The sequence below is a fragment of the Arthrobacter sp. MMS24-S77 genome (genome assembly GCF_054888235.1).
In genome coordinates, this window is the sequence record NZ_JBTZRN010000001.1 from 2,724,634 (window position 1) to 2,748,141 (window position 23,508).

20 protein-coding genes and 1 tRNA gene are annotated in these 23,508 nt (G+C 62.6%); 8 read left to right on the top strand and 13 right to left on the bottom strand.

The window, feature by feature from the left end; translation table 11 throughout:
* Positions 1-8: 8 nt before the first annotated feature.
* The 3 genes from ACX5I4_RS12420 to ACX5I4_RS12430 are packed head-to-tail and all read left to right on the top strand — an operon-like array spanning position 9 to position 4,369.
* Complete coding sequence (locus ACX5I4_RS12420) at positions 9-3,203, top strand: type I restriction endonuclease subunit R (RefSeq protein ID WP_461836933.1); 3,195 nt, start codon at positions 9-11, stop codon at positions 3,201-3,203.
* Positions 3,204-3,257: 54 nt separating this feature from the next.
* Positions 3,258-3,758, top strand: coding sequence for a hypothetical protein (locus tag ACX5I4_RS12425; protein WP_461836934.1), 501 nt, complete (start codon positions 3,258-3,260; stop codon positions 3,756-3,758).
* Positions 3,755-4,369 carry a DUF4230 domain-containing protein gene (locus ACX5I4_RS12430; protein ID WP_461836935.1) on the top strand — a complete coding sequence of 205 codons (615 nt, stop codon included), beginning with the start codon at positions 3,755-3,757 and terminating at the stop codon, positions 4,367-4,369. The genes ACX5I4_RS12425 and ACX5I4_RS12430 overlap by 4 nt, the downstream gene beginning before the upstream one ends.
* 178 nt (positions 4,370-4,547) lie before the next feature.
* Here the strand turns inward: ACX5I4_RS12430 and nrdF are convergent, their stop codons facing one another.
* The 4 genes from nrdF to nrdH form a co-directional block, all read right to left on the bottom strand.
* On the bottom strand, positions 4,548-5,522 hold the full coding sequence (nrdF, locus tag ACX5I4_RS12435) for a class 1b ribonucleoside-diphosphate reductase subunit beta (RefSeq protein ID WP_059389329.1): 975 nt from the start codon (positions 5,520-5,522) through the stop codon (positions 4,548-4,550).
* Between the two features lie 117 nt (positions 5,523-5,639).
* Positions 5,640-7,787, bottom strand: a complete 2,148-nt coding sequence (gene nrdE, locus ACX5I4_RS12440) for a class 1b ribonucleoside-diphosphate reductase subunit alpha (RefSeq protein ID WP_461838713.1) — start codon at positions 7,785-7,787, stop codon at positions 5,640-5,642.
* An 11-nt stretch (positions 7,788-7,798) separates the two neighbouring features.
* Complete coding sequence (nrdI, locus tag ACX5I4_RS12445) at positions 7,799-8,269, bottom strand: class Ib ribonucleoside-diphosphate reductase assembly flavoprotein NrdI (protein WP_461836936.1); 471 nt, start codon at positions 8,267-8,269, stop codon at positions 7,799-7,801.
* Between the two features lie 56 nt (positions 8,270-8,325).
* Positions 8,326-8,568 (bottom strand): glutaredoxin-like protein NrdH, encoded by a 243-nt coding sequence (nrdH, locus tag ACX5I4_RS12450; protein WP_461836937.1) that lies wholly within the window; start codon positions 8,566-8,568, stop codon positions 8,326-8,328.
* A gap of 498 nt (positions 8,569-9,066) precedes the next feature.
* On the opposite strand from nrdH, the gene ACX5I4_RS12455 reads away from it, so the two are divergent.
* Positions 9,067-10,044, top strand: a complete 978-nt coding sequence (locus tag ACX5I4_RS12455) for a LysR family transcriptional regulator (protein ID WP_461836938.1) — start codon at positions 9,067-9,069, stop codon at positions 10,042-10,044.
* A gap of 51 nt (positions 10,045-10,095) precedes the next feature.
* Positions 10,096-10,602 carry a DUF2004 domain-containing protein gene (locus tag ACX5I4_RS12460; protein WP_461836939.1) on the top strand — a complete coding sequence of 169 codons (507 nt, stop codon included), beginning with the start codon at positions 10,096-10,098 and terminating at the stop codon, positions 10,600-10,602.
* Positions 10,603-10,706: 104 nt separating this feature from the next.
* Here ACX5I4_RS12460 and metE read toward each other — a convergent pair whose 3' ends face one another.
* The gene (gene metE, locus ACX5I4_RS12465) at positions 10,707-13,043 is read right to left on the bottom strand and encodes a 5-methyltetrahydropteroyltriglutamate--homocysteine S-methyltransferase (protein WP_461836940.1); all 2,337 of its coding nucleotides are present in this window, start codon (positions 13,041-13,043) and stop codon (positions 10,707-10,709) included.
* A gap of 66 nt (positions 13,044-13,109) precedes the next feature.
* Positions 13,110-14,078, bottom strand: a complete 969-nt coding sequence (locus ACX5I4_RS12470) for a methylenetetrahydrofolate reductase (protein ID WP_269997849.1) — start codon at positions 14,076-14,078, stop codon at positions 13,110-13,112.
* Positions 14,079-14,531: 453 nt separating this feature from the next.
* Here ACX5I4_RS12470 and ACX5I4_RS12475 point away from each other — a divergent pair, with 453 nt between their 5' ends.
* Positions 14,532-14,735: a hypothetical protein gene (locus tag ACX5I4_RS12475; RefSeq protein ID WP_265981384.1), complete on the top strand. Its 204-nt coding sequence runs from the start codon at positions 14,532-14,534 to the stop codon at positions 14,733-14,735.
* A gap of 73 nt (positions 14,736-14,808) precedes the next feature.
* Here the strand turns inward: ACX5I4_RS12475 and ACX5I4_RS12480 are convergent, their stop codons facing one another.
* From ACX5I4_RS12480 to ACX5I4_RS12495, 4 genes are all read right to left on the bottom strand, one after another.
* Positions 14,809-15,678 carry a carbohydrate ABC transporter permease gene (locus tag ACX5I4_RS12480; RefSeq protein ID WP_461838714.1) on the bottom strand — a complete coding sequence of 290 codons (870 nt, stop codon included), beginning with the start codon at positions 15,676-15,678 and terminating at the stop codon, positions 14,809-14,811.
* A 5-nt stretch (positions 15,679-15,683) separates the two neighbouring features.
* A complete protein-coding gene (locus ACX5I4_RS12485) occupies positions 15,684-16,580 on the bottom strand; it encodes a carbohydrate ABC transporter permease (RefSeq protein ID WP_461836941.1) in 897 nt (298 codons plus the stop codon).
* A 3-nt stretch (positions 16,581-16,583) separates the two neighbouring features.
* Positions 16,584-17,939: an extracellular solute-binding protein gene (locus tag ACX5I4_RS12490; RefSeq protein ID WP_461836942.1), complete on the bottom strand. Its 1,356-nt coding sequence runs from the start codon at positions 17,937-17,939 to the stop codon at positions 16,584-16,586.
* A gap of 107 nt (positions 17,940-18,046) precedes the next feature.
* Positions 18,047-19,300 carry an ROK family protein gene (locus tag ACX5I4_RS12495; RefSeq protein WP_461836943.1) on the bottom strand — a complete coding sequence of 418 codons (1,254 nt, stop codon included), beginning with the start codon at positions 19,298-19,300 and terminating at the stop codon, positions 18,047-18,049.
* Between the two features lie 128 nt (positions 19,301-19,428).
* Here ACX5I4_RS12495 and ACX5I4_RS12500 point away from each other — a divergent pair, with 128 nt between their 5' ends.
* A complete protein-coding gene (locus tag ACX5I4_RS12500) occupies positions 19,429-20,319 on the top strand; it encodes an aminoglycoside phosphotransferase family protein (RefSeq protein WP_461836944.1) in 891 nt (296 codons plus the stop codon).
* A 4-nt stretch (positions 20,320-20,323) separates the two neighbouring features.
* Here ACX5I4_RS12500 and ACX5I4_RS12505 read toward each other — a convergent pair whose 3' ends face one another.
* Complete coding sequence (locus ACX5I4_RS12505) at positions 20,324-21,463, bottom strand: class I SAM-dependent methyltransferase (protein ID WP_461838715.1); 1,140 nt, start codon at positions 21,461-21,463, stop codon at positions 20,324-20,326.
* A 210-nt stretch (positions 21,464-21,673) separates the two neighbouring features.
* Between ACX5I4_RS12505 and ACX5I4_RS12510 the strand changes: the two genes are divergently transcribed.
* The gene (locus ACX5I4_RS12510) at positions 21,674-22,051 is read left to right on the top strand and encodes a cupin domain-containing protein (protein ID WP_461836945.1); all 378 of its coding nucleotides are present in this window, start codon (positions 21,674-21,676) and stop codon (positions 22,049-22,051) included.
* Between the two features lie 172 nt (positions 22,052-22,223).
* Here ACX5I4_RS12510 and ACX5I4_RS12515 read toward each other — a convergent pair.
* A tRNA-Ala gene (locus ACX5I4_RS12515) sits at positions 22,224-22,299 on the bottom strand.
* Positions 22,300-22,531: 232 nt separating this feature from the next.
* Positions 22,532-23,482, bottom strand: coding sequence for an NAD-dependent epimerase/dehydratase family protein (locus ACX5I4_RS12520; RefSeq protein WP_461836946.1), 951 nt, complete (start codon positions 23,480-23,482; stop codon positions 22,532-22,534).
* Positions 23,483-23,508: the final 26 nt, after the last annotated feature.

Genomic DNA, 23,508 nt, shown 5'->3' on the forward strand with positions numbered 1-23,508 from the left:
GAATAACCGTGAAAGCAGCACCCGCAGTAGCCTTTTCCGAAGCCGATTGGGAGGGTATGGCCCTTGAGCTCTTGGCCGAGCCACTCGGCTGGCGACCCATGGCCGGGCAGGACATCGCTCCTGGCACCGGCGAGCGGGATTCCTGGGACGAGCTGCTGATCCGGCCCAGGCTGCTCTCGGCCCTGCAACGGTTCAACCCGGCTGTTCCTGCCCAGTACCTGCAGCAGGCCCTCGCCGAGATCGCCGCACCCAAGTCCAACGACGCCATCACCGAGAACCATCGCATCCACAGCTATATGGTTGACGGCTACCGGCTGAGCTACATCGACTCGGATGGTAACGAGGCCAACCCGACCATCCACCTGCTCAGCTCGGACCCGGACCAGAACGACTGGCTCGCCGTCAACCAAGTCACTCTGGTGCAGGGCGACTTCAAACGCCGCTTCGACGTCGTGCTCTATTGCAACGGAATGCCCGTGAGCGTCATCGAGCTGAAAAAGGCCGGAAGCGCCACGGCCGACGTTGCCGCCGCCCACGCCCAGCTGCAGACGTACCTGCGCGAGTTCCCCGTGGCGTTCCGCTTCTGCGTGTTCACGCTCGCCTCGGATGGGATCCAGGCAAAGTACGGGACTCCGTTCACTCCCCTCAATCACTTCTCGCCGTGGAACGTTAACGACGATGGTGTACCCGTCGCGCCGGGGTTCATGGAAGACGGGGAGGCCGTGACCGCTCTGGAAACTGCGCTCCACGGCCTATACAACCAGGAGCGCTTCCTGCAGCTTGTCCGCAACTTCACCGCGTTCGATGAAGGCTCGGACGGGCTGACAAAGCGCATAGCGAAGCCGCACCAGTATTTCGCGGTGACCAAAGCCGTGGGCAGCACCGTGCAAGCGGTGGAGAGCAACGGCAAGGCCGGGGTCGTCTGGCACACCCAGGGCTCCGGCAAGTCCATGGAAATGGAGCTCTACGCCAACCTCGTGGCCCGGCACCCCAAGCTCAAGAACCCGACCGTCGTCGTCATCACCGACCGCAATGAACTCGACGGGCAGCTGTTCGAGGGCTTCGACCGCAGCCTGCTGCTCGCGGAATCCCCCAAGCAGATCAAGAAGCGCTCCGAGCTCCGGGATGAACTGAGCAACCGCACAACTGGCGGCATCTACTTCACCACCCTCCAGAAGTTCGGCCGCAGCAAGTCGGAAAAGGACGCGGGCGCCGATCACCCGTTGCTTTCCGACCGCCGGAACATCATCGTGGTGGTGGACGAGGCGCACCGCTCACACTACGACGATCTGGATGGTTACGCCCGGCACCTGCGCGATGCGCTGCCCCACGCAACTCTGATCGCGTTCACCGGGACGCCAATCTCCTTCGACGACCGGAACACGCGGGACGTTTTCGGCGACTACATCGACATCTATGACCTCTCCCGCGCGGTGGAGGACGGCGCCACGGTGCCCGTGTACTTCGAACCCCGGCTCATCAAAGTGGGGCTGGCCGACGAAGTCACCGAGGAGATCCTCGACCAGGCAGCAGACGAGGTTACCCTGGGCCTGGACGACACCGAGCGGGCGCGCATTGAGGCGAGCGTCGCCGTCGTAAACGCCGTCTACGGCGCGCCGCAGCGCATCGCGGCGCTGGCCGCCGACCTGGTGGCGCACTGGGAGAATCGTAGCGGGCAGATGGTCAAGTTCATTGAGGCGCCGGGCAAGGGCATGATCGTCGGCGGGACACGGGAGATCTGCGCGAAGCTGTACGCGGCGATCATTGAGCTTCGGCCCGATTGGCATTCCGATGACCTCACCAAGGGCAAGATCAAGGTGGTCTATTCAGGCACTGCATCCGATGTTCCGCCGGTTTCCGATCACGTGCGTCGCGACTCCGCGAACGCAGTGGTCAAGGAACGGCTCAAGGACGTGGACGATGAGCTGGAACTGGTGATCGTTAAGGACATGATGCTCACCGGCTACGACTCCCCGCCGCTGCACACGCTGTACCTGGATCGGCCGCTCAAGGGTGCGTTGCTGATGCAGACCCTGGCGCGTGTGAACCGGACCTTCCGCGGCAAGGAGGACGGGCTGCTGGTGGCGTACGCACCGCTGGCGGAAAACCTGGCCAAGGCCCTCGGCGAATACACGAAGGACGACCAGGCGAACAAGCCGGTGGGCAAGAACATTGATGAGGCCGTTGGTCTGGCCGTTTCCCTCGTGGACTCGCTGAGGGAGCTACTGGCGGGATACAACTGGAAAGCCGTGCTGATGAAGGGCGGACCGAAGGCGTTTCTGAATGCCGTCACCGGCGCGGTCAGCTACTTGCGGAGCCCTGGCACTCCCGGCAACCAGCCAGCCGAGGGCGAAGAATCACTTGCCGCCAAATACCGCAGGTTCTCCGGCCAGCTCTCCCGTGCGTGGGCTTTGTGCTCCGGCTCCGAGACGCTTGCTGAGCTGCGGCCTGAGATTCAGGTGTACGAGGAGATTCGCGTTTGGATGGCGAAGTATGACGCCGCCGACCGACAGGCCAGCGGCGAGCCGGTACCGGAAGAGATCCAGCGGCTGCTTGGCAATCTGATCGCCTCCGCGACGTCCTCCGGCGAAGTCCTGGACATCTACGATGCTGCCGGCATGCCCAAGCCGTCGCTGGATGACCTGACCCCGGAGTTCATCGCCAAGACGCAGCAGGCACGGAATCCGCAGCTGGCCATCGAAGCCTTGCGGAAACTCATCGCCGACGAATCGGCCAAGGCGACTCGCAACAACGTCATCCGGCAGCGCGCGTTCTCCGAGCGCATCACAGAGCTGATGAAGAAATACACCAACGAGCAACTGACGTCCGCGGAAGTCATAGCGGAATTGGTGGAACTTGCCCGCGAGGTAGCCGCCGAGGGGAATCGTGGAGCCAAGTTCACTCCCCCGCTGAATTCGGACGAGCTGGCTTTCTACGACGCGGTGGCTCAGAACGAATCTGCTGTGGAGGTCCAGGGCGAAGGAGTGCTGGCGGATATCGCCCGCGAACTGGTCACCGTGATGCGCCGCGACGTGCGCACTGACTGGACTGTCCGCGACGACGTTCGTGCCAAGCTGCGGTCTTCAATCAAGCGGCTGTTGGTCAAGTTTGGTTATCCGCCGGACAAGCAGCCCGAGGCCATCAAGCTGGTCATGGAGCAGATGGAATCCATGGCACCTCGGTTTGCCGAGGCCCGAGGCTAACCGGCACAAGGCTCCGCCATCAGGCGGTTGCAACAACAATATGAAAATGGGGACATGACTAGTTACGAAACATCGAGTGGGAGCACGCCCTTGGAGCTGCCTCCGACGCCCGGCCACGCGCCCAAGTTGAGGGCCAAGCGGCTGAGACTGGCGGAGCTTCGCTCGGCCAACGGCGCCCGGACCATCCTAGGCACCGTGCTGGGGATCCTACTGATCATCACGTGGGTGGCCAACAATCCGGCCTTCCAGAGTGGCAGCAACCCTTCCGACTGGAAGCAACAACTCAGCGCAGCCGGTTTAAAGAACACGATGAACAACAGCGATACGAAGGGTGCACCGCAGCAGGCGGTAGTCAACGGTTGGTACGCAAACGACATTGCCGTCATTCAGGCGTCCCAGAACTCCTACATCGCCGACAGCTCGGAGCGTAACGGTAATTTGCTGGTGCTTATCGGCTTCGGGATTGCCGGTGAGTTGGTCATCCGCGGTCTCGCGGCGGCAGGCTTTGGGGGAACCAAATCCAAGCCAATTCAAGCGCCCGGAGGAATCCGATGATCAAACGCCTCGCGCTCTTCGCGCTTGGCGCGGTAGTGGCGCTAGGCGGAGTCAGTGCAGCGAACACGTTTGGGTTCAGTCCGTTCCAGTCACGCCAGATTGACAGGAGTCAGCCCGCACTGCTGAGGTCGGTCCAGGACATGAGCCAGTACCGCGCGGCACTCGGCAACTTTGAGGTGGTGCTCGACATCGAGGATGAGGTCGCAGGGATGCCCTCCATCATCGCCGGACGGCGAACGCTCTTTGTAGCCGCGGGCACCGTCAACACCTATGTCGACCTGTCCGGCCTCGCCGACAAAGACCTGACGCTGTCCCCGGACGGCAAGTCGGTGACAGTGCGGTTGCCCGAGCCGCAGCTCGAAAAGCCCAATCTGGACCATGATCGGTCCTACATATTCAGTCAGGACCGCGGCCTGGTCGACAGGGTCGCCGACGCGATTGAGGCCCCTCAGCAGGCGAAATTCTTCAAGCTCGCCGAAACGAAGATGGCTACCGCCGCGGAAGGGTCTGAGCTGCAGAAGCGGGCTACAGAGAACACCAAGTCCATGCTGACCGGATTGTTTGGAGCGCTCGGGATCAAAGCCACATTCCGTGACAACGCGGCTGGCTAGGCCTTACCGATCAAGTCGGTCCGAATCCAAACCCTCACCGCGACGTTAGATTGAAGCCGTCGTTCCGGCCAGCATCCGTAGTTTTGGCCAGAGAAACGACCCCGCAAGCGGACGCGTGCGGGGTCGTTTGAGGTTCGACGACCGTTTCAGGTTTCTACAAGGTCAGCGAGGAGCGCGCTTAAAACTCCCAGTCCTCATCCTCAGTATTAACAGCCTTCCCAATCACATAAGACGACCCCGACCCCGAGAAGAAGTCGTGGTTCTCGTCAGCATTGGGTGACAGTGCCGACAGGATGGCCGGGTTCACGTCGGTGACGGAAGCCGGGAACATGGCTTCGTAGCCGAGGTTCATGAGGGCCTTGTTGGCGTTGTAGTGCAGGAACTTCTTGACGTCCTCAGCCAGGCCGACGCCGTCGTAGAGATCGTGCGTGTACTGGACTTCGTTTTCGTACAGCTCGAAGAGCAGCTCGAACGTGTAGTCCTTGATTTCCTGGCGCTTCTCCTCGGAGACCTTTTCCAGGCCCTTCTGGAACTTGTAGCCGATGTAGTAGCCGTGCACGGCCTCATCACGGATGATCAGGCGAATGAGGTCTGCCGTGTTCGTGAGCTTGGCACGGGAAGACCAGTACATCGGAAGGTAGAACCCGGAGTAGAACAGGAACGATTCCAGCAGCGTGGACGCCACCTTGCGCTTGAGGGGATCGTCGCCTTGGTAGTAGTCCATGACGATCTGCGCCTTCTTCTGCAGGTTCTCGTTCTCGAGGGACCAGCGGAAGGCGTCGTCGATCTCCTTGGTGGAGCAAAGGGTGGAGAAAATCGACGAATACGACTTCGCGTGCACCGACTCCATGAAGGCGATGTTCGTGTACACGGCTTCTTCATGCGGGGTGATGGCATCCGGGATCAGGGACACGGCGCCCACGGTTCCCTGGATGGTGTCCAGCAGGGTCAGGCCCGTGAAGACGCGCATGGTGAGCTGCTGCTCGTCCGGGGTCAGGGTGTGCCAGGACTGGACGTCGTTGGACAGCGGCACCTTCTCCGGCAGCCAGAAGTTGTTGACCAGGCGGTTCCAGACCTCCACGTCCTTGTCATCCTGGATGCGGTTCCAGTTGATCGCTTCGACGTGGCTAAGCAGCTTGACCTTCTCGGTCATTTCGTCCCCTTAACGTATGTGTTCTTTAAGGTAAGCGTACGACGCCGGGCGCTCACCCGGCGTCGCACTCTTCAGTTGTGAGGCGCGGCGGCTGCCGCAATAATCAACCGTTATCGGTTACAGCATGCAGCTAACGCAACCCTCTACCTCGGTTCCTTCCAGCGCGAGCTGGCGGAGGCGGATGTAGTAGAGCGTCTTGATGCCCTTGCGCCATGCGTAGATCTGCGCCTTGTTGATGTCACGCGTGGTGGCGGTGTCCTTGAAGAACAGCGTCAGGGACAGGCCCTGGTCCACGTGCTGCGTGGCAGCGGCGTAGGTGTCGATGATCTTCTCGTAACCGATCTCGTACGCATCCTGGTAGTACTCCAGGTTGTCGTTGTCGAGGTACGGAGCCGGGTAGTAGACGCGGCCGATCTTGCCTTCCTTGCGGATTTCGATCTTGGCGGCCACCGGGTGGATCGACGACGTCGAGTTGTTGATGTAGCTGATGGAACCCGTGGGCGGTACGGCCTGCAGGTTCTGGTTGTAGATGCCGTGCTCCATGACCGAGGCCTTCAGCTCGCGCCAGTCGTCCTGGGTGGGGATGTGGATGCCGGCGAAGAGCTCGCGGACGCGCTCAGTCCCAGGAGCCCACTCCTGCTCGGTGTACTTGTTGAAGAACTCGCCGCTGGCGTACGTGGAGTTCTCGAAGCCACCGAAGGGCTGGCCGGTCTCGATGGCCAGCTTGTTCGAGGCACGGAGGGCGTGGAACAGCACCGTGTAGAAGTAGATGTTGGTGAAGTCCAGGCCCTCTTCGGAACCGTAGTGGACGTGCTCACGTGCAAGGTAGCCATGCAGGTTCATCTGGCCAAGGCCGATCGCGTGGCTCTGGGCGTTGCCCTGCGCAATGGACGGCACCGAGTTGATGTAGGACATGTCCGACACCGCACTGAGGGCACGGATGGACGTCTCGATCGACAGGCCGAAGTCCGGGGAATCCATGGTCTTGGCGATGTTCATCGAACCAAGGTTGCAGGAGATGTCCTTGCCGACCGTCTCGTAGCTGAGGTCCTCGGCGTAGATGGACGGCGTGGAAACCTGCAGGATCTCGGAGCACAGGTTGCTCATGGTGATCTTGCCGGCGATCGGGTTGGCCCGGTTCACGGTGTCCTCGAACATGATGTACGGGTAGCCGGACTCGAACTGGATCTCCGCGAGGGTCTGGAAGAACTCGCGGGCGCTGATCTTGGTCTTCTTGATCCGGGAGTCGTCCACCATCTCGTAGTACTTTTCAGTGACCGAGATGTCGGAGAACGGGACGCCGTAGACGCGCTCGACGTCGTACGGGGAGAAGAGGTACATGTCCTCGTTCTTCTTGGCCAGCTCGAACGTGATGTCCGGGACCACGACGCCGAGGGACAGCGTCTTGATGCGGATCTTCTCGTCGGCGTTCTCGCGCTTGGTGTCCAGGAAGCGGTAGATGTCCGGGTGGTGGGCGTGCAGGTACACGGCACCTGCACCCTGGCGGGCACCGAGCTGGTTGGCGTAGGAGAAGCTGTCTTCAAGGAGCTTCATGACCGGGATGACGCCCGAGGACTGGTTCTCGATCTGCTTGATCGGAGCGCCGTGCTCACGGATGTTGGTCAGCGAAAGGGCCACGCCCCCGCCGCGCTTGGACAGCTGCAGCGCCGAGTTGATGCCGCGGGCGATCGACTCCATGTTGTCTTCGATGCGCAACAGGAAGCAGGAGACCAGCTCGCCGCGCTGGGCCTTGCCGGCGTTGAGGAACGTGGGCGTGGCGGGCTGGAAGCGGCCGTCGATGATTTCATCGACGAGGCGGCTGGCCAGTTCTTCGTTGCCGCGGGCAAGGTGCAAGGCAACCATGCAGACACGGTCCTCGTAGCGCTCCAGGAAACGCTTGCCGTCGAAGGTCTTGAGCGTGTAGGAGGTGTAGAACTTGAAGGCGCCCAGGAAGGTCTCGAAGCGGAACTTCTTCTTGTAGGCGCGGTTGAAGAGGTCACGGATGAAGTTCATCGTGTACTGATCGAGCGTCTCGCGTTCGTAGTACTGGTTCTTGACCAGGTAGTCCAGCTTCTCTTCCAGGTCGTGGAAGAAAACGGTGTTGTTGTTCACGTGCTGCAGGAAGTACTGGTGCGCGGCCTCGCGGTCGGCTTCGAATTGGATTTCTCCGTTCGGACCGTAGAGGTTCAACATGGCGTTGAGCTCATGGTAGCCGAGGCCCTTATAGGCCTCCGGCAATGGCTTCTTGACCTTGGCGGTGTCCACAGCGCCCTTGGTTACTTCTGTATCTGCGACAGTCGTGTCCAAAACTTTTCCAGCCCTTCGTTGACCCTTTGGACGTCTTCAGGCGTCCCCATGAGTTCAAATTTGTAGAGATGCGGGACTTTGCATTTGGCGGCGACGATGTCTCCCGCCGCGCAATAGTTGTCCGCGAAGTTGGTGTTTCCTGCTCCGATCACACCGCGGATCAGTTCCCTGTTCTGCGGGTTGTTCAGAAACCTGATGACTTGCTTGGGCACCGATCCTTCGCCATTTGTGCCGCCATACGTGGGCAGCACAAGGACGAAGGGTTCCAGTGCGAGCAGCGGCGCGTCCTTGGCATGGAGCGGGATGCGTGCCGCGTCGACGCCGAGCTTCTGGACGAAGCGCTTGGTGTTCTCAGATGTGGAGGAAAAGTAGATGAGGTGACTCCGCGTACTGACAGCCTCAGTCATTGCTTGAGCAGGTGCTGTTGCCAGCGCTGCCATGGGAGTCACCTCGACTACATCGGAATACTTTGTTGTTGTGGCGGATGTCCTGAAAACTAGGCCACGGAAGCGGCAACCAGTGCCAGCTCTTCGATCTTGTCCGGACGGAATCCTGACCAGTGGTCCTGCTCGGTCACCACGACGGGAGCCTGCATGTATCCAAGGGCCTTCAGGCGCTCAAGGGCCTCGGCATCCTGGGAGATGTCAACGCTCTGGTAGGCGATGCCCTTCTTGTCGAGTGCACGGTAGGTTGCGTTGCACTGAACACAGGCCGGCTTCGTGTAAACCGTTACAGTCATGGTCCCTGTCCCCTTTGTTGAAGTCTTTGCTCTTCGTTATTGGCAGGCCCCGACCGGAACTGGTTCTGACTCCGATGCTGGCCCGCTGGCCGCCAAGGCAGCCAAACGCTCTATTCATGTCTTGTGCTGGTTTCCCGCTCAATCCGTAAATCGATACTACATGTAGTGCAAGCGCCTCAGCGGGACCCCAAGATGATGTATTACAAGTATGTCATTTTACGCACCGGTAGTCCACAGGCAAAGGGGCTAAAAATGTCCGTGAATCCGCCAAATCCGGAGACTTAATCCACACCCTGTGGACTACTTAGCCACATTTAATCGCCAGCGTGTCGCGTGGATCCCGGCGTGTCGCGGCATCCTGCAAACCGTGTTTCGTGAGTCGCCCGCCACATTCCACGGGGTCAGGGAGGCACGGAAACGCCGGGAGCGGAGACGGAATTCACACAGCTATGCTGGCTGGGCACGGATTTAGACCGGCACCGAGCCAAAGGATCACTGATGGTCAACCTTCTCCACCTGCGGACGCTCCTCGAGGTCACGCGACTCGGCTCCTTCGCGGCGGCCGCCATGCGGCTCGGCTATACCGCGTCGGCCGTATCGCAACAGATGGCAGCACTGGAACGGGACACCGGCGTCGAACTCTTCCACCGCTCCGCGCGCAGTGTGGTTCCCACCGAAGCCGCCGTCACCATGGTGCGCCATGCGGCCAAGGTGCTCACCGACGTCGAGACCTTGCTTGCGGCCGCCTCGAGGAGCACCGAGTCCTCCGCCCAGGAACTGCGGCTTGGCATCTTCCCGAGCCTGGCAACCTACGTCCTGCCGGACATCCTGCGGAACCCGCGCTGGAAAAAACTGGGGATTGAACTCCGCGTGTGGGTGGCCGAGCCTTCCCAAACCATCCAAGGACTGCGCAGCGGTGGCGAACTGGATCTGGCGCTGGTGTACCAGGTGGGCCAATCCGGGCTCGCGTGGCCGCACACCTTGGAACGGCAGTGGATCGGCGACGACGACTTCCGCGTGGTGCTCCCCGCGTCCTGGGGTATCCGGGAAGACGCTGAAATGCAGGCCTCGCAGCTCTCCGACATGCCATGGATCATCCACCACCCGGGCACCAGCGACGCCGTCGTCATCGAACGGCTGTTTGCCAGCTGCAATCTGCACCCGCGCGTCGTCGCCTACAGCGACGACTTCCACGCCAGCCTCGAGATGGCTGCCGCGGGGCTCGGCGCCGCGTTGGTACCGGAACTGGCGCTACGCCACCGACCGGCCGGCGTCGTGGTTCTGGACGTCCCGGACATCCGGTTGGCCCGGAACGTGTTCGCCCTGCTCATCAACGAAAAGCGCACCGCGCAAGTGCAGCTCTTCACGGAACTGCTGGCCGACACGCTTCGCGGGAGCACTGCAGCAGTCCGGGCCGGCGGCGCCGCGACCATGCCCAAAGTGACTCAAAAGTCAACGCCCAAACCACGCGCCTGAAATCTTCCAGGATGCTGGAACACGCCGCTTGTTTGGGACTATCTTGAAGACATGAGCAAGGTAGCGAGCAAACATTTTGGGGAAATCGAGCTCAACCACGGGCGGGAACACTGCTACGTGGCTTCTCACGAGCTCGCAGGAAATCCCCTCGAACTGGACCTGAACGTCGCGGCGCAAGACCACTTCGACGAGAAGGCCCTTCACAAGGTGGACTACCGCCTGGGCTACCTCCCCGAGTTAGTGGACCAGGTCCGGGACATGATTGCCGAGGAGCTGGACCAGGACGGCACCAACTCCCAGCAGTTCCTCCACTTCCACTCCACGCAGCTCAAGGATGAGCAGCTGGAGGCAGTGTTCGGCGTCCGTGACAAGGCGCAGCTCACCAAGGACGTCTTCCTCAAGGCCCTCAAGCTTGGCCACGTGGCGATCTACCCGGGCCAGCCGGAGCGCTACTTCGTCCTCGATTTCACCTTGGGCTCACACTTCACCGACGAGCTCCTGGTGGTCGCGGCGGACGAGGACGGCGTGGTTGACGACGAGATCCTCTGGGAGTCCTGACAAGTCACTTCCAACCAACGCTGGGCCCAGTAACCGATTAAAGTACGACGGCGGCCGGTCACCTTTCGAGGTGACCGGCCGCCAGCGTTTGTCCTACTTGGGCTTTACTTGGCTGCAGCTTCCAGCAGTCCTGCGCGGACCGTCTTGGTGGCCTTGACCAGGTTGCGCAAGGACTCTTCGGTCTCGGCGTAGCCACGGGTCTTCAGGCCGCAGTCCGGGTTGACCCAGAGCTGGCGGGACGGAACGTGCTTGACGGCGGTGGACAGCAGCTCGGTGACCTCGGCTTCGCCCGGAACACGGGGCGAGTGGATGTCGTAGACGCCCGGACCGACGCCACGGCCGAAGTGGTGCGCCTCGAGGTCGTGGACAACCTCCATGCGGGAGCGGGCAGCTTCGATGGAGGTGACATCGGCGTCGAGGCCGTCGATCGCGTCGATGATCACGCCGAACTCCGAGTAGCACAGGTGGGTGTGGATCTGGGTTGCGTCGGCGGCACCGGCGGTGGCCAGGCGGAAGGAGTCAACAGACCACTTCAGGTAGGCGGCGTGGTCGGCCTTGCGCAGCGGCAGGAGTTCGCGCAGTGCGGGCTCGTCCACCTGGATGACCTTGATGCCTGCAGCTTCGAGGTCGGCGATCTCGTCACGCAGGGCCAGGCCCACCTGGTTGGCGGTCTCGCCGAGCGGCTGGTCGTCGCGGACGAAGGACCAGGCCAGGATGGTGACCGGACCGGTGAGCATGCCCTTCATCGGCTTGCTGGTCAGGGACTGGGCGTACTCGGCCCAGGCAACCGTGATGGGAGCCGAGCGGGTGACATCGCCCCAAAGGATGGACGGACGGGTGCAGCGGGAGCCGTAGGACTGGACCCAGCCGTGGACCGTGACGTCGAAGCCTTCCAGGTTCTCAGCGAAGTACTGGACCATGTCGTTGCGCTCGGGCTCGCCGTGGACCAGGACGTCGTAGCCGAGCTCTTCCTGCAGGTCGACAACGCGCTTGATCTCGTCCTTCATGAGCTGCTCGTACTGCTCGTTGGTGAGGTCACCCTTGTTGTTGCGGGCGCGGGCCGAGCGGATTTCCGAGGTCTGCGGGAAAGATCCGATGGTGGTGGTGGGCAGCGGCGGCAGGTGCAGGGCTGCTTCCTGTGCGGCTTCGCGGACCGAGTACTCGGAGCGGTTGAAGTCGGCCTCGGTGAGGGCTGCGGTGCGGGCGCGGACGTCGGCACGCTGGACGCCTTCGGCGGTGGCGCGGGAAGCGATCACGGCGGAGGCTTCGTCGATGGCGGCCTTCGCGGAAGCCGGGTCAGCCAAGTAGTCCGCAAGGGTCTTGACCTCGACGGCCTTCTGGTCAGCGAACGCGAGCCAGCTGCGCAGCTGCTCGGAGAGCTGGGTCTCCTCGGCGGTGTCGTGCGGAACGTGCTGGGTGGAGGTGGAGGTGCTCACGGCAAGCTTGCCGGCAGCGGCCTTCAGTTCGTCCAGCTTTGCGGCCGAGACGGCGAGGTCGTTGCGCCAGATGTTGTGGCCATCGACGACGCCGGCAACCAGGGTCTTGTTGCCCAGGCCGGCGAGGGCCGCTGCGGACGGGACCGCGCCCTTGAAGACGTCGACGTGCAGGGCATCGATGTTAGTGGCCGCAAGGGTGCCTAGCTGGCCATCGAGGGAGCCGTACGGGGTGGAAACGAAGAGCTGGGGGCGCGCTGCGGCACCGGAGAGAACCTCGTAGGCACGGGCGACTGCTGCCTGGATTTCCGAGGCCGGGGTGTCCTGGTCGACAACCAGGGCGGGCTCGTCCAGCTGGATCCAGCTGGCGCCGGCGGCGGCCAGCTTGCCGAGCAGTTCAACGTAGACCGGGAGAATGTCCTCGAGGCGGGACAGCGGAGCGAAGCCCGCGGGGGCGTCATCCGAAGCCTTGGACAGGAGCAGGTAGGTCACCGGACCGACGATGTACGGACGGGTCTCGATGCCGTTGGCCAGGGCGAACTCGAATTCCTCGACGATGCGGTTGGAAGCGAGCTTGAAGTCAGTCTCCGGGCCGATTTCCGGAACGAGGTAGTGGTAGTTGGTGTCGAACCACTTGGTCATTTCCAGCGGCTGCTGTTCCTTGTTGCCACGGGCCAGGGTGAAGTAGCCATCGATGTCCAGCTGGCCTTCGGCGTTGAGCAGCTGGCCGAAACGGGCAGGGACTGCACCCAGGTGTGCGGTGGCGTCGAGCACCTGGTCGTAGAAGGAGAAGGTGCCCGGAACGGCGGCGGCTTCGTTCAGGCCGAGTTCCTGGAGTCGCTTGGCGGTGGTCAGCTGGATGTCCTTGGCAGCGGCGTCAAGGGCGGCGGCGTCGATCTTGCCGGCCCAGTAGGCTTCGACGGCCTTCTTGAGTTCGCGACGACGGCCGATGCGCGGGTAGCCGAGGAGGGAGGCTGCGGGGAATGGGGTGTTGTTCTGTTCAGTCATGGGAGTTTCCTTGGGGCAGTAGGTGCAAATCGATGTGTCTAGGGGTTGCGGACCAGCATTGGCTGATCAGCTGACGAGTTCCTGGCGGCGGGCGATGGCGCTGAGCCGGCTCGCGGGGCGGGCCGGCCGGGGCAGGGCAAGCTTGTCCAGCACATCCAGGGCGCAGGTGTGCTCGTTGAACGTGTAGAGGTGGATGCCCGGAGCGCCGGCTTGGAGTGCTGCGTTGGCCAGGTCCACCGTGGCGCGGACGCCGATCTTGCGCCGTTCGGCGTCAGTGTCCGCGGCAGCAAGGCGTTCGATGAGTTCCGGTGCCGGTTCGACGCCGGTGAGCTCGCCGAGGCGCTTGAGCCGGCGAAGGCTCGTCAGCGGCATGACGCCCGGAATGATCGGGATGGTGACGCCTGCGCGCCGGGCCCGGGAGATCAGGTCAGCATATTGCTCGGTGTGGAAGAAGACCTGCGTGATGGCGAAGTCGGCACCTGAGCGCTGCTTCGCGAGCAGTACCTCGACGTCGTGTTCCACGCTCGGGGACTCCGGGTGGCGGGTGGGGTACGCAGCCACGCCCACGGCGATCTTGCCTGCGCACAGCAGGGCCGAACGTCGCTGTTCCACACGGCGGATCAGTTCGATCAGGTCCTGGGCATAGCGCAGCGAACCGTTGACCGGTTGGCCGCTGTCCTTGGGGAGGTCGCCCCGCAGGGCAAGGATGCCGCGCACGCCGTTGTCGAGGAGCTCGCCAATGATCTCGGCCAGCTCCTGCGGGGTGTTTCCAACGCAGGTCAGGTGGGCCAGCGGACGGAGGGTGGTTTCCAGCAGCAGCCGGTTGATGAGCTCGACGGCGGTGTCGCGGTTGGAGCCGCTGGCGCCATAGGTGACGGAGACGAAGTCGGGATCCGTGGCCTCAAGCTCGCCGATGGTGGTCCAGAGCGATTCCGCAGCCGCTGGAGAGCGGGGTGGGAAGAGTTCGTAGGACAACGCGACGGGGGCTGCGCCGGTCAAGTTTGGATGTGTGTCGATGAGGCTTGGTGGTGACATTTGCGTCCTTGGCTGTGTGTCAGCGGGCCTGCGTTCGCGGACTTGAAAACCAGGTCCTTGGACTGCAGAATCGGTGAATTGAGTTTGGGGATACACGCAACGAACTCCAGCAGGGCGCAGCCGCGACTGTTACGCCTGGAATGAAGTTGTCCGTGTGCAAATGTCAGGCCCACATGGGGGCACCCACACCCTCCTGCCTGCCTTCGAGAGGCAGATCCGACGGAGGATCGCTGACACGTTACCGCGGTAACTTGACTACGACTCTAGATCGGGGCGCCGGGCGCCACAAATCGTCCACCGAATTAAGACGCAGTTTTACGCTGCGTTTCGGCTGATTTCTGAAGATTGTTCGTTTGGCTTTTCAGCGAGGCTTAACCGGCAAGGAGTACGCCACGGAGAACCCCGCGATCGGGAACCCTCCCCATGACGGTCCGGCAGGACTATTCTTTTGCCATGATTCAGCTTCCAGCCAGTTATCAGGAGTACCTCGATGGCAAGGATGAGCGGTTCATCCAGACCATCCGCCCCATCTTGATGCAATCCGCCGCGGACAAGCTCCACGGTGTCCGCGTCCTCTATAACCCGGGGCTCACGGGCCACCAGGCCCACCTTGATGATTCCATTCCGTACGGCACCATCGTGGAGGACATCGACTAGGACGCTCCGACGCGGACTATGCGGTCCAGCGCCTGGCCTGGGCCTTTGCTGTGGGCTGTGGGCTGTGGGCTGTTCAGCCCTTCATCGCGCCGGAGAGTGCAAACTCGCTGCCTGAGCCCCTGGCCACCACGGTGTAAAGGACGAGCACCGGGACCGAATACAGGATGGAGAACGCGGCGAGCTCCCCGTAGGCGATGGCTCCATGCTGGCCGAAGAAGCTGAAGACGGACACCGCGGCCGGCTGCTTGGCGGTAGACAGCAACAGGATGAACGGGACGAAGAAGTTCCCCCAGGCCTGGATGAAGACGAAGATGAACACCACGCCCAGCCCTTGCCGCATCAGGGGCAGGACGATCCTCCGCAGAGTGGCCAGTCCCGAGGCACCGTCCGTCCAGGCAGCTTCCTCCAATTCCAGCGGGACGGAGTCCATGAAGTTCTTGGTCATCCAGATGGCCATGGGCAAGGTGGTGGTTGCCATGAAGAAGATAGTCGCCGGCATGGAGTCCAGCAATTGCAACTGCACGAACAGGCCGTAGACCGGCACCATGATTGCCGTGACCGGGAGCGACGTGCCGAGGAGAACCGTATACAGGAACGGCTTGTTGAATCGCGACTGGTAGCGGGACAGCGGATAGGCCGCGAGCACGGCGGCCGCCAGGTTCACGACGGCCGTTCCGGCGGACAGCAGGAAGCTGTTCACGAGCGGCAGGAACAACAGCTCAGGAGTCAGCACAGCGGCAAAGTTGGCGAACGACGGCGATTGCGGCCATCGCGTCTGGTAGCCGGCGTGCGGATCAAGGGAGGCAAGTAGCAGCCACGCAAGGGGCAGCACAAAGCAGACGCCAATCACGGCCAAAGCTGCATTCGCAGCCAACCGGACACGTGGCCGTCCCTGGGCCACCGCCGTCGGGCGCCTTTCGGTAAACCGCGGCTCGCGGCGCAGGGAGGTCACGGGTTCGCCCTGCGGAGGAGCCTGACGTACACCATTCCGAAAACCAAGCCGATCAGGATCAACACCGAAGCGATCGCGGTGCCATAACCGATATCTCCGAGCTTGAAGGCTTCCTGGTACGCGAGTACCGGCAAGGTGGTGCTCTCGTTGGAAGGGCCACCTGCTGTCATCACCCAAATGAGGGTGAAGACCGCGAGCGTCTGGAGGGTGACCAGCATGAGATTGGTGGCAATGCTCCCACGAATGATCGGCAGGGTGATGAAGGCGAGCCGCTGCCACCCCCGGGCGCCGTCCATGAGGGCGGCTTCGGAAATGTCGCGCGGGACCTGGAAGAGCGCCGCCCTGTAGACCAGCATGGAAAACGCGGTACCCCGCCAGACATTGGCCAGGATGATCGCTGCCATGGGGAAGGCATACAGCCAGTTGGCGCCGTGAACACCGAGGATTCCCAGAAGCTGGTTGAGCGTGCCGTCCTGGCTGAAGTACGCATACGCCGCGAAGGCAGCCACGATCTCCGGCAGCACCCATGAGGCGACCACCGCGGTGCCCACTAGCGACGCCGTGGCTCCCCCGGATTTGGTCATCAGCAAGGCGATGACCAGGCCAAGGGCGTTCTGTCCGAGGATCGCAGACACGGCCACGAAGACCACCGTCAGCCAGGCGGAGAGCGGGAAGACGGAATCCGTCAGCATCCGTGCGTAGTTGTCCAGGCCGACCCACTGAGGGTTCAGGGCGGCCTTGCCGGACAACGCGGCGTTGGTGAAGGAGGCATAAAAGGACCACGCCACGGGCGCCAGCATGAAGATTGCCAGCAGCAGGATTGACGGCACTACCGGCAGCAAGCGGAACCTGCGACGCAGGGAACCGCGAGGTGGGGACTCAGGGACCGGCATGCGTCATTTCTGCATGACCTTGGCGTCGCCGACCAGCTTCTTGACCGAAGCGTCGTATTCGGCTGCCGCCTCCGCCGGGCTCTGTTTGCCGGTGATGACGGCCTCGGTGGCCTGCTGGACTGCCAGGGAAATCTTCGGGTAGTCTGCGGTCGCCGGGCGATAGTGTGTCACAGCCACAAGATCGGAAACGTCCTTCACAAACGGGTTGGCCGCTTGGTAGCCGGGATCCGAAGCTACATCGGTGCGGACAGCGATCTGCGAATTATTGACGTCGAAGGCCAGGGCGTTCTTCTTGTTCACGGCAGTGGTCAAGAACTTGAATGCCAGGTCCGGACTCTTGGTCTTCGCACCAACGGCGAGCGTCCATCCGCCGGACATGCTCACGCCACCCGGGTCCTGTCCGAACTGGGTGGGGAACTTGGCTACGGCCATGTCCTGCGCGTAGCCGGCCCACTCGTAGGAACCGCCTTTCTGCCAGAACGACGGCGTGTACGAGCCTTCCACGGTGGCGCCCATTTTTCCCTGCGGCAGCCACTCGCCAAAGACTTTCTTCCACACGTTCGAATCGAGCGCTTCCGCCGGCGTTACGGCGAGCTTCTCGTCGTAGAGGGTCTTCAGGAACTGGAGTGAGTCGGTGAATCCTTTGGATCCCAGCACCCACTTCTTATCGTTTTCCGAATACAGGGAGCTTCCTGTTCCATAGAGCAGCTCGTAGAAGCCCTGCATGACTGTTCCTTCACCGGTGGCTTTCCCGGCGTACATGTTGAAAGGCACCACGCTCGGATCCGCAGCCTTCATCTTGCGGGCCGCAGTCAGGATGTCATCCCAGGTTTTCGGCTGCCACGGCAAGGGGATGCCGGCCTTCTGAAGGACCGTCTTGTTGTACCAGATCGCCCTGGTGTCGGTGCCAAGCGGAACGGCGTAAATACCGCCGTCGTCACCGCGTCCGGCGGCCTTGGCGCCCTCGTTGAAGGTGGACCAGTCGTCCCAGGTGGCCAGCTTTCCGTCGAGTTTCAGCAGGTATCCGGCATCGACGTCCGACCGGACCTTGAAGGTGTCCTCGTAGAAGACGTCCGGCGCTGTGTCCGGAGACCGCTGGGCCAGCGCGAGCTTGGTGCCGTAGTCGTCGTCGTTGGCTTGGATAGGCTGCAGGTCCACGGTGACACCTGCGTTGGCGGCCTCGAATTCCTGTTTGGCGTCCTTGAAGACTTTGTCCAGGGCGGTGAAAGAGTCCGTCTTTTGATAGACGATCTTGATCGTCTGTTTTTCATTGGCCTGCGGTTGGGTGGAACAGGCGGCCGAGGCCAAAAGGCCCACTACGCCGAGCAGTGCTGCTCCGATCCGGGCTGGGCGACGCATGACGCTCCGATCTTTCAAGCGGCTGCAGCCCCCACACTTCAGCTGGCCCAGCCTGTTGCCGATATTAATCGACGCTGCCCTGCGACGCAGGGCGACGTGAAAAGGCCTCAGCCTTCCAACAGGAGCCGTTGGGCGCGCGGCGCGAGGGTGTGTTCCAGTACCAGGCAGGCCGCCCCGATGGCGCCGACGTCTTCGCCCACGCCGGTCCCGACAACTTCAATGCCGTGGATGCTGTTCGCGGCGCTGTTGGCGGCGAGCAGGGCGGGAATGCGATCCAGATATCGCTCGGACATGCGGCCCCAGAAGGGACCTCCAAAGACGACGCGTTCGACGTCGAGGGTGTTGGTCACTACCGCGACCGCCCGGGCAACCAGCACCGCGGACTTGTCGATGATCGCGATGGCGCGCTCGTCGCCTGAGTCGGCGGCATCGCAGAGCCTGGCAAAGCCTTCCTGGACTTCCGGCCCCTCCGTACCCTTGCGGCCACCGTTCAGGACACCTTGCTCTTCGGCCTCGGCAACGAGGACCTGCGGGATGCAGGAGGACTTGACGCACCCACGCAGACCGCAATCGCAAGGAGGGCCGTCCGGGTCGACGATGATGTGGCCGATTTCACCGGCGTTGCCGGACGTTCCGCGGACCACTTCGTCATTGAGCACGATGCCGCAGCCGATGCCGGTACCCATGTACATGAAGATGAAGCTGCCCGTGCCGCTCGGTCCGCCCGCCCAGGTTTCGGCGACGGCCGCACTTGTCACGTCCTTGTCCACCAGGGTCTCCAGCCCGGTGGCTTCGGCGAGGACGTCCCTCAAGTGCACCCGGTCCCAACCCACCATCAGGGGCGGGTCCACCACGGTACCTTCATCCAGGTCTATGGGTCCCGGCGCCGCGACACCAAGTCCCGCGATCTTTCCCGGATCAACACCGGAGTCTTCGATCAGCGCCTTGATTTCCTCCGCGATGGCGGCGATGACGCGCTGCGGATTGCCGCCGGCAGGAGTGGGAATCCGGGAATGCTTCACAACGTCGCCCACCAGGTCCAGGACGACGGACGTAATGACTGCAGGATCGAGGTGGACGCCCAACGCATACATTCCGGCGGGGTTGAGTCTCAAGATGGTGCGAGGCTTGCCCGGACCGCTGCCTTCCTTGCCTGCCTCGACAATGAGCCGTTGATCCAGCAGGCGGCGCGAGATATTCGAGATTGTCTGCGGTGAAAGGCCGACGATCTGGGCTAGTTCCACGCGGCTGAGGCCACCCGACGATCGCCTGATGGCGTCGAGAATGACGGTCAGGTTGAAGTCCCCCATGCGGGGCAGATTGGTTCCGCGCCTCGGAGTCGGCTGGCGGATCTCAGTCACGGATTCCCCTAAAATCATTCGAATAATGCTGTTGCATTTGCATCGTACGGCACGTGTGCTTGTCCCGGTATGCCCACACGCTACTCAGGCGTAACGGACGCCGATATTGCTGATGGGAGGCCTGGAATATGGCATTGATGCCGCAGGCCGAGCTGGATGTCACAGCGGGACTGGTGAGGAGCTTGCTCAAGGAGCAGCTGCCCGCTTTCTCGGACCTTCCCTTGAAGCTGGTGGCCAACGGTTGGGACAACGTCATCTACCGCCTTGGCGAGGATTGGGCCGTTCGCTTGCCCCGACGCGAAGCGGCAGCGCAGTTGGTACTCCATGAACAGCAGTACGTCCAGACGTATGCCCGGCGTTCCCCCGTTCCCCTCCCCAGCCCTGTCCATTCGGGACGCCCATCCGCCGACTATCCGTGGCACTGGAGCGTGACCCCTTGGTTGCCTGGGATCTCCGCGGCGCTTGTGCCCCAGGCAACGCGGAATGCGGCGGCCGAGGACATGGCCGCGTTCCTCACGGCGATACATGTGCCCGCACCGCCTGACGCGCCAGTCAACCCCTTCCGCGGGGTGCCCTTGGAAACAAGGTCAGGCGCGGTACTGGACCGGCTCAACGCGTCCGGCCGCTATCTGGAAGCCCCGCGCTTGCGGGAGCTCTGGTCCGGAGCCTGCTCGGTACCGCCGTGGGACGGGCCCAGGCTGTGGCTGCACGGAGACCTTCACCCTGCGAACGTCCTCCTGCGCCCAGACGGGCGGCTCGCGGCTGTCCTCGACTTCGGCGACCTCGGTGCCGGAGACCCCGCGGTGGATCTCGCCGTCGCCTGGTTGATGTTCGACGCCGATGCGCGGCACCGTTTCATGGCGGCCTTCGGGCCCGCCGTTCACGCCGCTACGTGGAGCCGAGCCCGCGGCTGGGCGGTCTTGTTCGCGACGGCCATGCTCAGTTTTTCGGATGACAACCCGCAGATGTCGGGGATCGGACACTTCGCGGTGGAGCAGTTGCTGACGGAACTGCCCTGACGGGTTAACGCTTGATACTTCGCGTCACAGTGAATTTCGGGTTCCGGCCGATTTCGGTGGTGGGACCGATCAGCCTTTCCAGCGCCGCGCGGTACTGCAAGTGGCTGTTGTAGACAGTCCAGAGTTCACCGCCGGAATCCAGGACCCGTGCTGCGGCCTCAAACATCTTCGTGGCCGCACCGGCATGGACGCTGGCACCAAGGTGAAACGGCGGGTTGAGCAAGATGAGATCTGCACTGCCTGGTTCGAAGGCGGACATGGCGTCGTCCTGAACTACCGCGATTCGGTCTCCCAACCCATTCGCTGCCGCAGTGGCCCGCGCGGATGCGACGGCGGCGGCTGATTGGTCCGTTGCAGTAACGCGGGCATTGGGCCGGTTCCGTGCGTACATCGTGGCGAGGATTCCCGTCCCGCAGCCGAGGTCCACCGCGTGGCGGGCATCGGGAATCTTGTCCAGGAAGCCCAAAAGGAAGCGGGTGCCGATGTCCAGCTTCGTCCCCGAGAAGGCAGCTCCGTGGGCACAGATGGTGATCCCCAGTTCGGTGTTTTGCTCCGAGACCGGGAAGGGCTCCGAAGTGTCCGGCCGCGTGGGACCGGTGGCAAGCAGGACACGTGACTTCCGCTGCGCAAGCTGCGGCTGCAAGGATTCGAAGCTGCGTTCAAGGATGGCGTTCATGCCCAAGGTCATGTGCTTGACGCGTCCTCCGGCCAGCAGGACGGCTCCCGGCGCTGCAAAGCGCGCAACGGCGTCGACCGTTTCTTCCAGTTCCGCGAGGGCCTTGGGCAGCTGCATGATCACCAGTTCGGCGCCGTCGAGCAACCCGGCACCCAACTCGAACTGGTCGAAGCGGCCGGACAACCCTGACGCCTCGGCGTTCCGTTGGAGTGCAAGCCTGCTCACGTAGAGGTCCTGAGTCACCCGGATGTGCCCGACGCCGAGAGCCGCCAAAGCGCCCAGGGTCAAGGCTCCGTAGCGGTCGCCGATCACCGCGACGCGGGTCTCCGGACTACGCACGTACCCTGCCGCGGTCTCGAGAAGGAGCCGGTCGGTGGCGTCGTGCGCCTGCAGGTTCTCGGCTTCCACGTCGGGGAACCGGCGCAGGGTGCCGAACAGTGTCTCAAGGTGTGCATCCAGCTCGGTCAAGGTCACGGTGCACCAATCTATCCCCCACGGGAACCCTCGACAACACGGGGGCTGCAGAGGATGGTAGAGATTGCAAGTAATCGACCGTCTGACCGCTGCCGAAAGGCACGGCACGCGCCGCACGCAGCTCAGACACCAGGGTCCGCTGCGAAGGGCGAGCCACGTTGCGGACCTGGAAGATCAGGCTCCCACTCCCCTTGTGAGCAGACCATGACTGTCAACCTCGTCACGCAGCTTGAAGTGAAGTCGCACAATTCCCCCGATGAAACCCGCCGCCCGGACAAAACCGTAGTGGAAGTCGTCACTGTCGGTGACTACACCATCGGCCGCCTCAGCTTCGAGCCGGGCTGGACCTGGGCGGATTGCATCAAGCCAGTAGTACAAACCGATTCCTGCCAGCTCAACCACGTGGGGTACTGCGTTGCTGGCTCCCTTGAAGTCGAGACAGAGGACGGAAAGAAGATCAGCATTTCCAAAGGAGATTCCTACACCATCCCGCCAGGACACAACGCCTGGGTGGTAGGCGACGAGACGTTCTCGGCCATCGAGTTTGTCAGCGCAGCCGAATATGGGGTCAAGCCCGGGTAGCAGCCAGCCCTCCCTCGCAACAACGCCTGCCGGTGTCCCGAGTCCTTGACCGGGGACACCCGCAGCAGCACACTCGCACCCGGCGGGCCGGACGCAAAAAGGGAATCACCCCTCGGGTGATTCCCTTCCGTGACTGCTGCGGACATACTCGATGGTTCGAATACGTCGAATGTGGTGGAGCTGAGGGGACTCGAACCCCTGACCCCCTGCATGCCATGCAGGTGCGCTACCAGCTGCGCCACAGCCCCAAACTTTGCTTGCCGGGAACTTCCATCCCCGCCGGAGCAACTCGTCAATACTAAACCACAACGATGTGAGATAGGAAATCGAACGCAGTCAGCTTCGGACAGATAAGGTGCGGTCGATGACTCGGCCGCACCTCCCCCATTTCTGCCCTTCGGCTGGTTGCCACACAACACAACGAGCCACTGCCTTGAAGTGTAGAGTGAGGACCGCCATTAAACAAACCGTTCAACCGGTTTACGAGATGCCGGGTACCGGGGAGACTTGGCAGGAAGCAGAAAATTCAGCAAGAGCGCTGCGGAAAGTCTCGGGCTTTTGCCCCGCGCTGCGCCAAAGATGTTCAGAGGAGTACCAGTGATCCGTCGTAACCAGGTCAATCTGGTGGCCGGTGAATCCCGCAGCCCGCAATGCCGCGCCGGTACGTTCGTCATCCCCCAGAAGCCTCGGGTACTCCATACCGATTGCCCGGGCGATGCTTCGCAAGAGGAGGGACACCGGAACGGGTTCCGGATACGCAGCATGGAAGGCCTGTCCGGGTTGTCGAGGTGCCAGCGCAAGCCCGGAAACCAATCTTCCCAGCGCCTCCACACTGATAAGCGAGAGCAGCGCCGAACCATCACCGGGCCACCCGCCGGCCACTTTCACGACTTTGAGCAGGCCCGGAACGAACCACCGATCTCCCGCACCGAACACGAGGTTTGGACGGACAACTTCGCCGTCGTAGCCGAGGACCATTTGCTCTGCGATGGCGCGGCTGGCGCTGGCCACCGAGGCCGGGTGATAGCCGGCTTCGGATTCAAGGAGGCCGCGGTGGGGGCCGGTACCGTAAACGCTGCAGGTACTGACGTAGATCAGCCGGTCAACCCCGGCTTGCCGGCACTGCTCAATGACGTTGCCAGTACCAAGCTCGTTGACCTCATGGGCAAGACGAGGGTCGGAGCCCACATATGATGCGGCGTGGACTACAACATCCGCGCCGGACAGGAATGGGATCAGGCTCCCAGGTACCGAAATATCGGCGGTCGCAATGGTAGCGTTATGGTTTCGTAGCCCGGTGCCGGGTTTCCGCGAGAGGGCCACAACGTGCGCCCCTCCAGTTCCGGCAAGCGAGGCTGCGACCCGACTTCCAATGAAGCCGGATGAACCCAGGACCAGAATCCGGGGCGCATGGTCAACGGACGTTGGCATCGCTCTCACCGGTCCCCGGGGTCACT

Bases quoted from the DNA above. Each gene is read 5' to 3' on its own strand.
- ACX5I4_RS12500 (WP_461836944.1), top strand. From the start codon at position 19,429: ATGGCATTGATGCCGCAGGCCGAGCTGGATGTCACAGCGGGACTGGTG.
- ACX5I4_RS12460 (WP_461836939.1), top strand. From the start codon at position 10,096: ATGAGCAAGGTAGCGAGCAAACATTTTGGGGAAATCGAGCTCAACCAC.
- nrdI (WP_461836936.1), bottom strand. From the start codon at position 8,269: ATGGCAGCGCTGGCAACAGCACCTGCTCAAGCAATGACTGAGGCTGTC.
- ACX5I4_RS12490 (WP_461836942.1), bottom strand. From the start codon at position 17,939: ATGCGTCGCCCAGCCCGGATCGGAGCAGCACTGCTCGGCGTAGTGGGC.
- nrdF (WP_059389329.1), bottom strand. From the start codon at position 5,522: ATGACCGAGAAGGTCAAGCTGCTTAGCCACGTCGAAGCGATCAACTGG.
- ACX5I4_RS12520 (WP_461836946.1), bottom strand. From the start codon at position 23,482: ATGCCAACGTCCGTTGACCATGCGCCCCGGATTCTGGTCCTGGGTTCA.
- ACX5I4_RS12455 (WP_461836938.1), top strand. From the start codon at position 9,067: ATGGTCAACCTTCTCCACCTGCGGACGCTCCTCGAGGTCACGCGACTC.
- ACX5I4_RS12470 (WP_269997849.1), bottom strand. From the start codon at position 14,078: ATGTCACCACCAAGCCTCATCGACACACATCCAAACTTGACCGGCGCA.
- metE (WP_461836940.1), bottom strand. From the start codon at position 13,043: ATGACTGAACAGAACAACACCCCATTCCCCGCAGCCTCCCTCCTCGGC.
- ACX5I4_RS12485 (WP_461836941.1), bottom strand. From the start codon at position 16,580: ATGCCGGTCCCTGAGTCCCCACCTCGCGGTTCCCTGCGTCGCAGGTTC.
- ACX5I4_RS12475 (WP_265981384.1), top strand. From the start codon at position 14,532: ATGATTCAGCTTCCAGCCAGTTATCAGGAGTACCTCGATGGCAAGGAT.
- ACX5I4_RS12430 (WP_461836935.1), top strand. From the start codon at position 3,755: ATGATCAAACGCCTCGCGCTCTTCGCGCTTGGCGCGGTAGTGGCGCTA.
- ACX5I4_RS12510 (WP_461836945.1), top strand. From the start codon at position 21,674: ATGACTGTCAACCTCGTCACGCAGCTTGAAGTGAAGTCGCACAATTCC.
- ACX5I4_RS12425 (WP_461836934.1), top strand. From the start codon at position 3,258: ATGACTAGTTACGAAACATCGAGTGGGAGCACGCCCTTGGAGCTGCCT.
- nrdH (WP_461836937.1), bottom strand. From the start codon at position 8,568: ATGACTGTAACGGTTTACACGAAGCCGGCCTGTGTTCAGTGCAACGCA.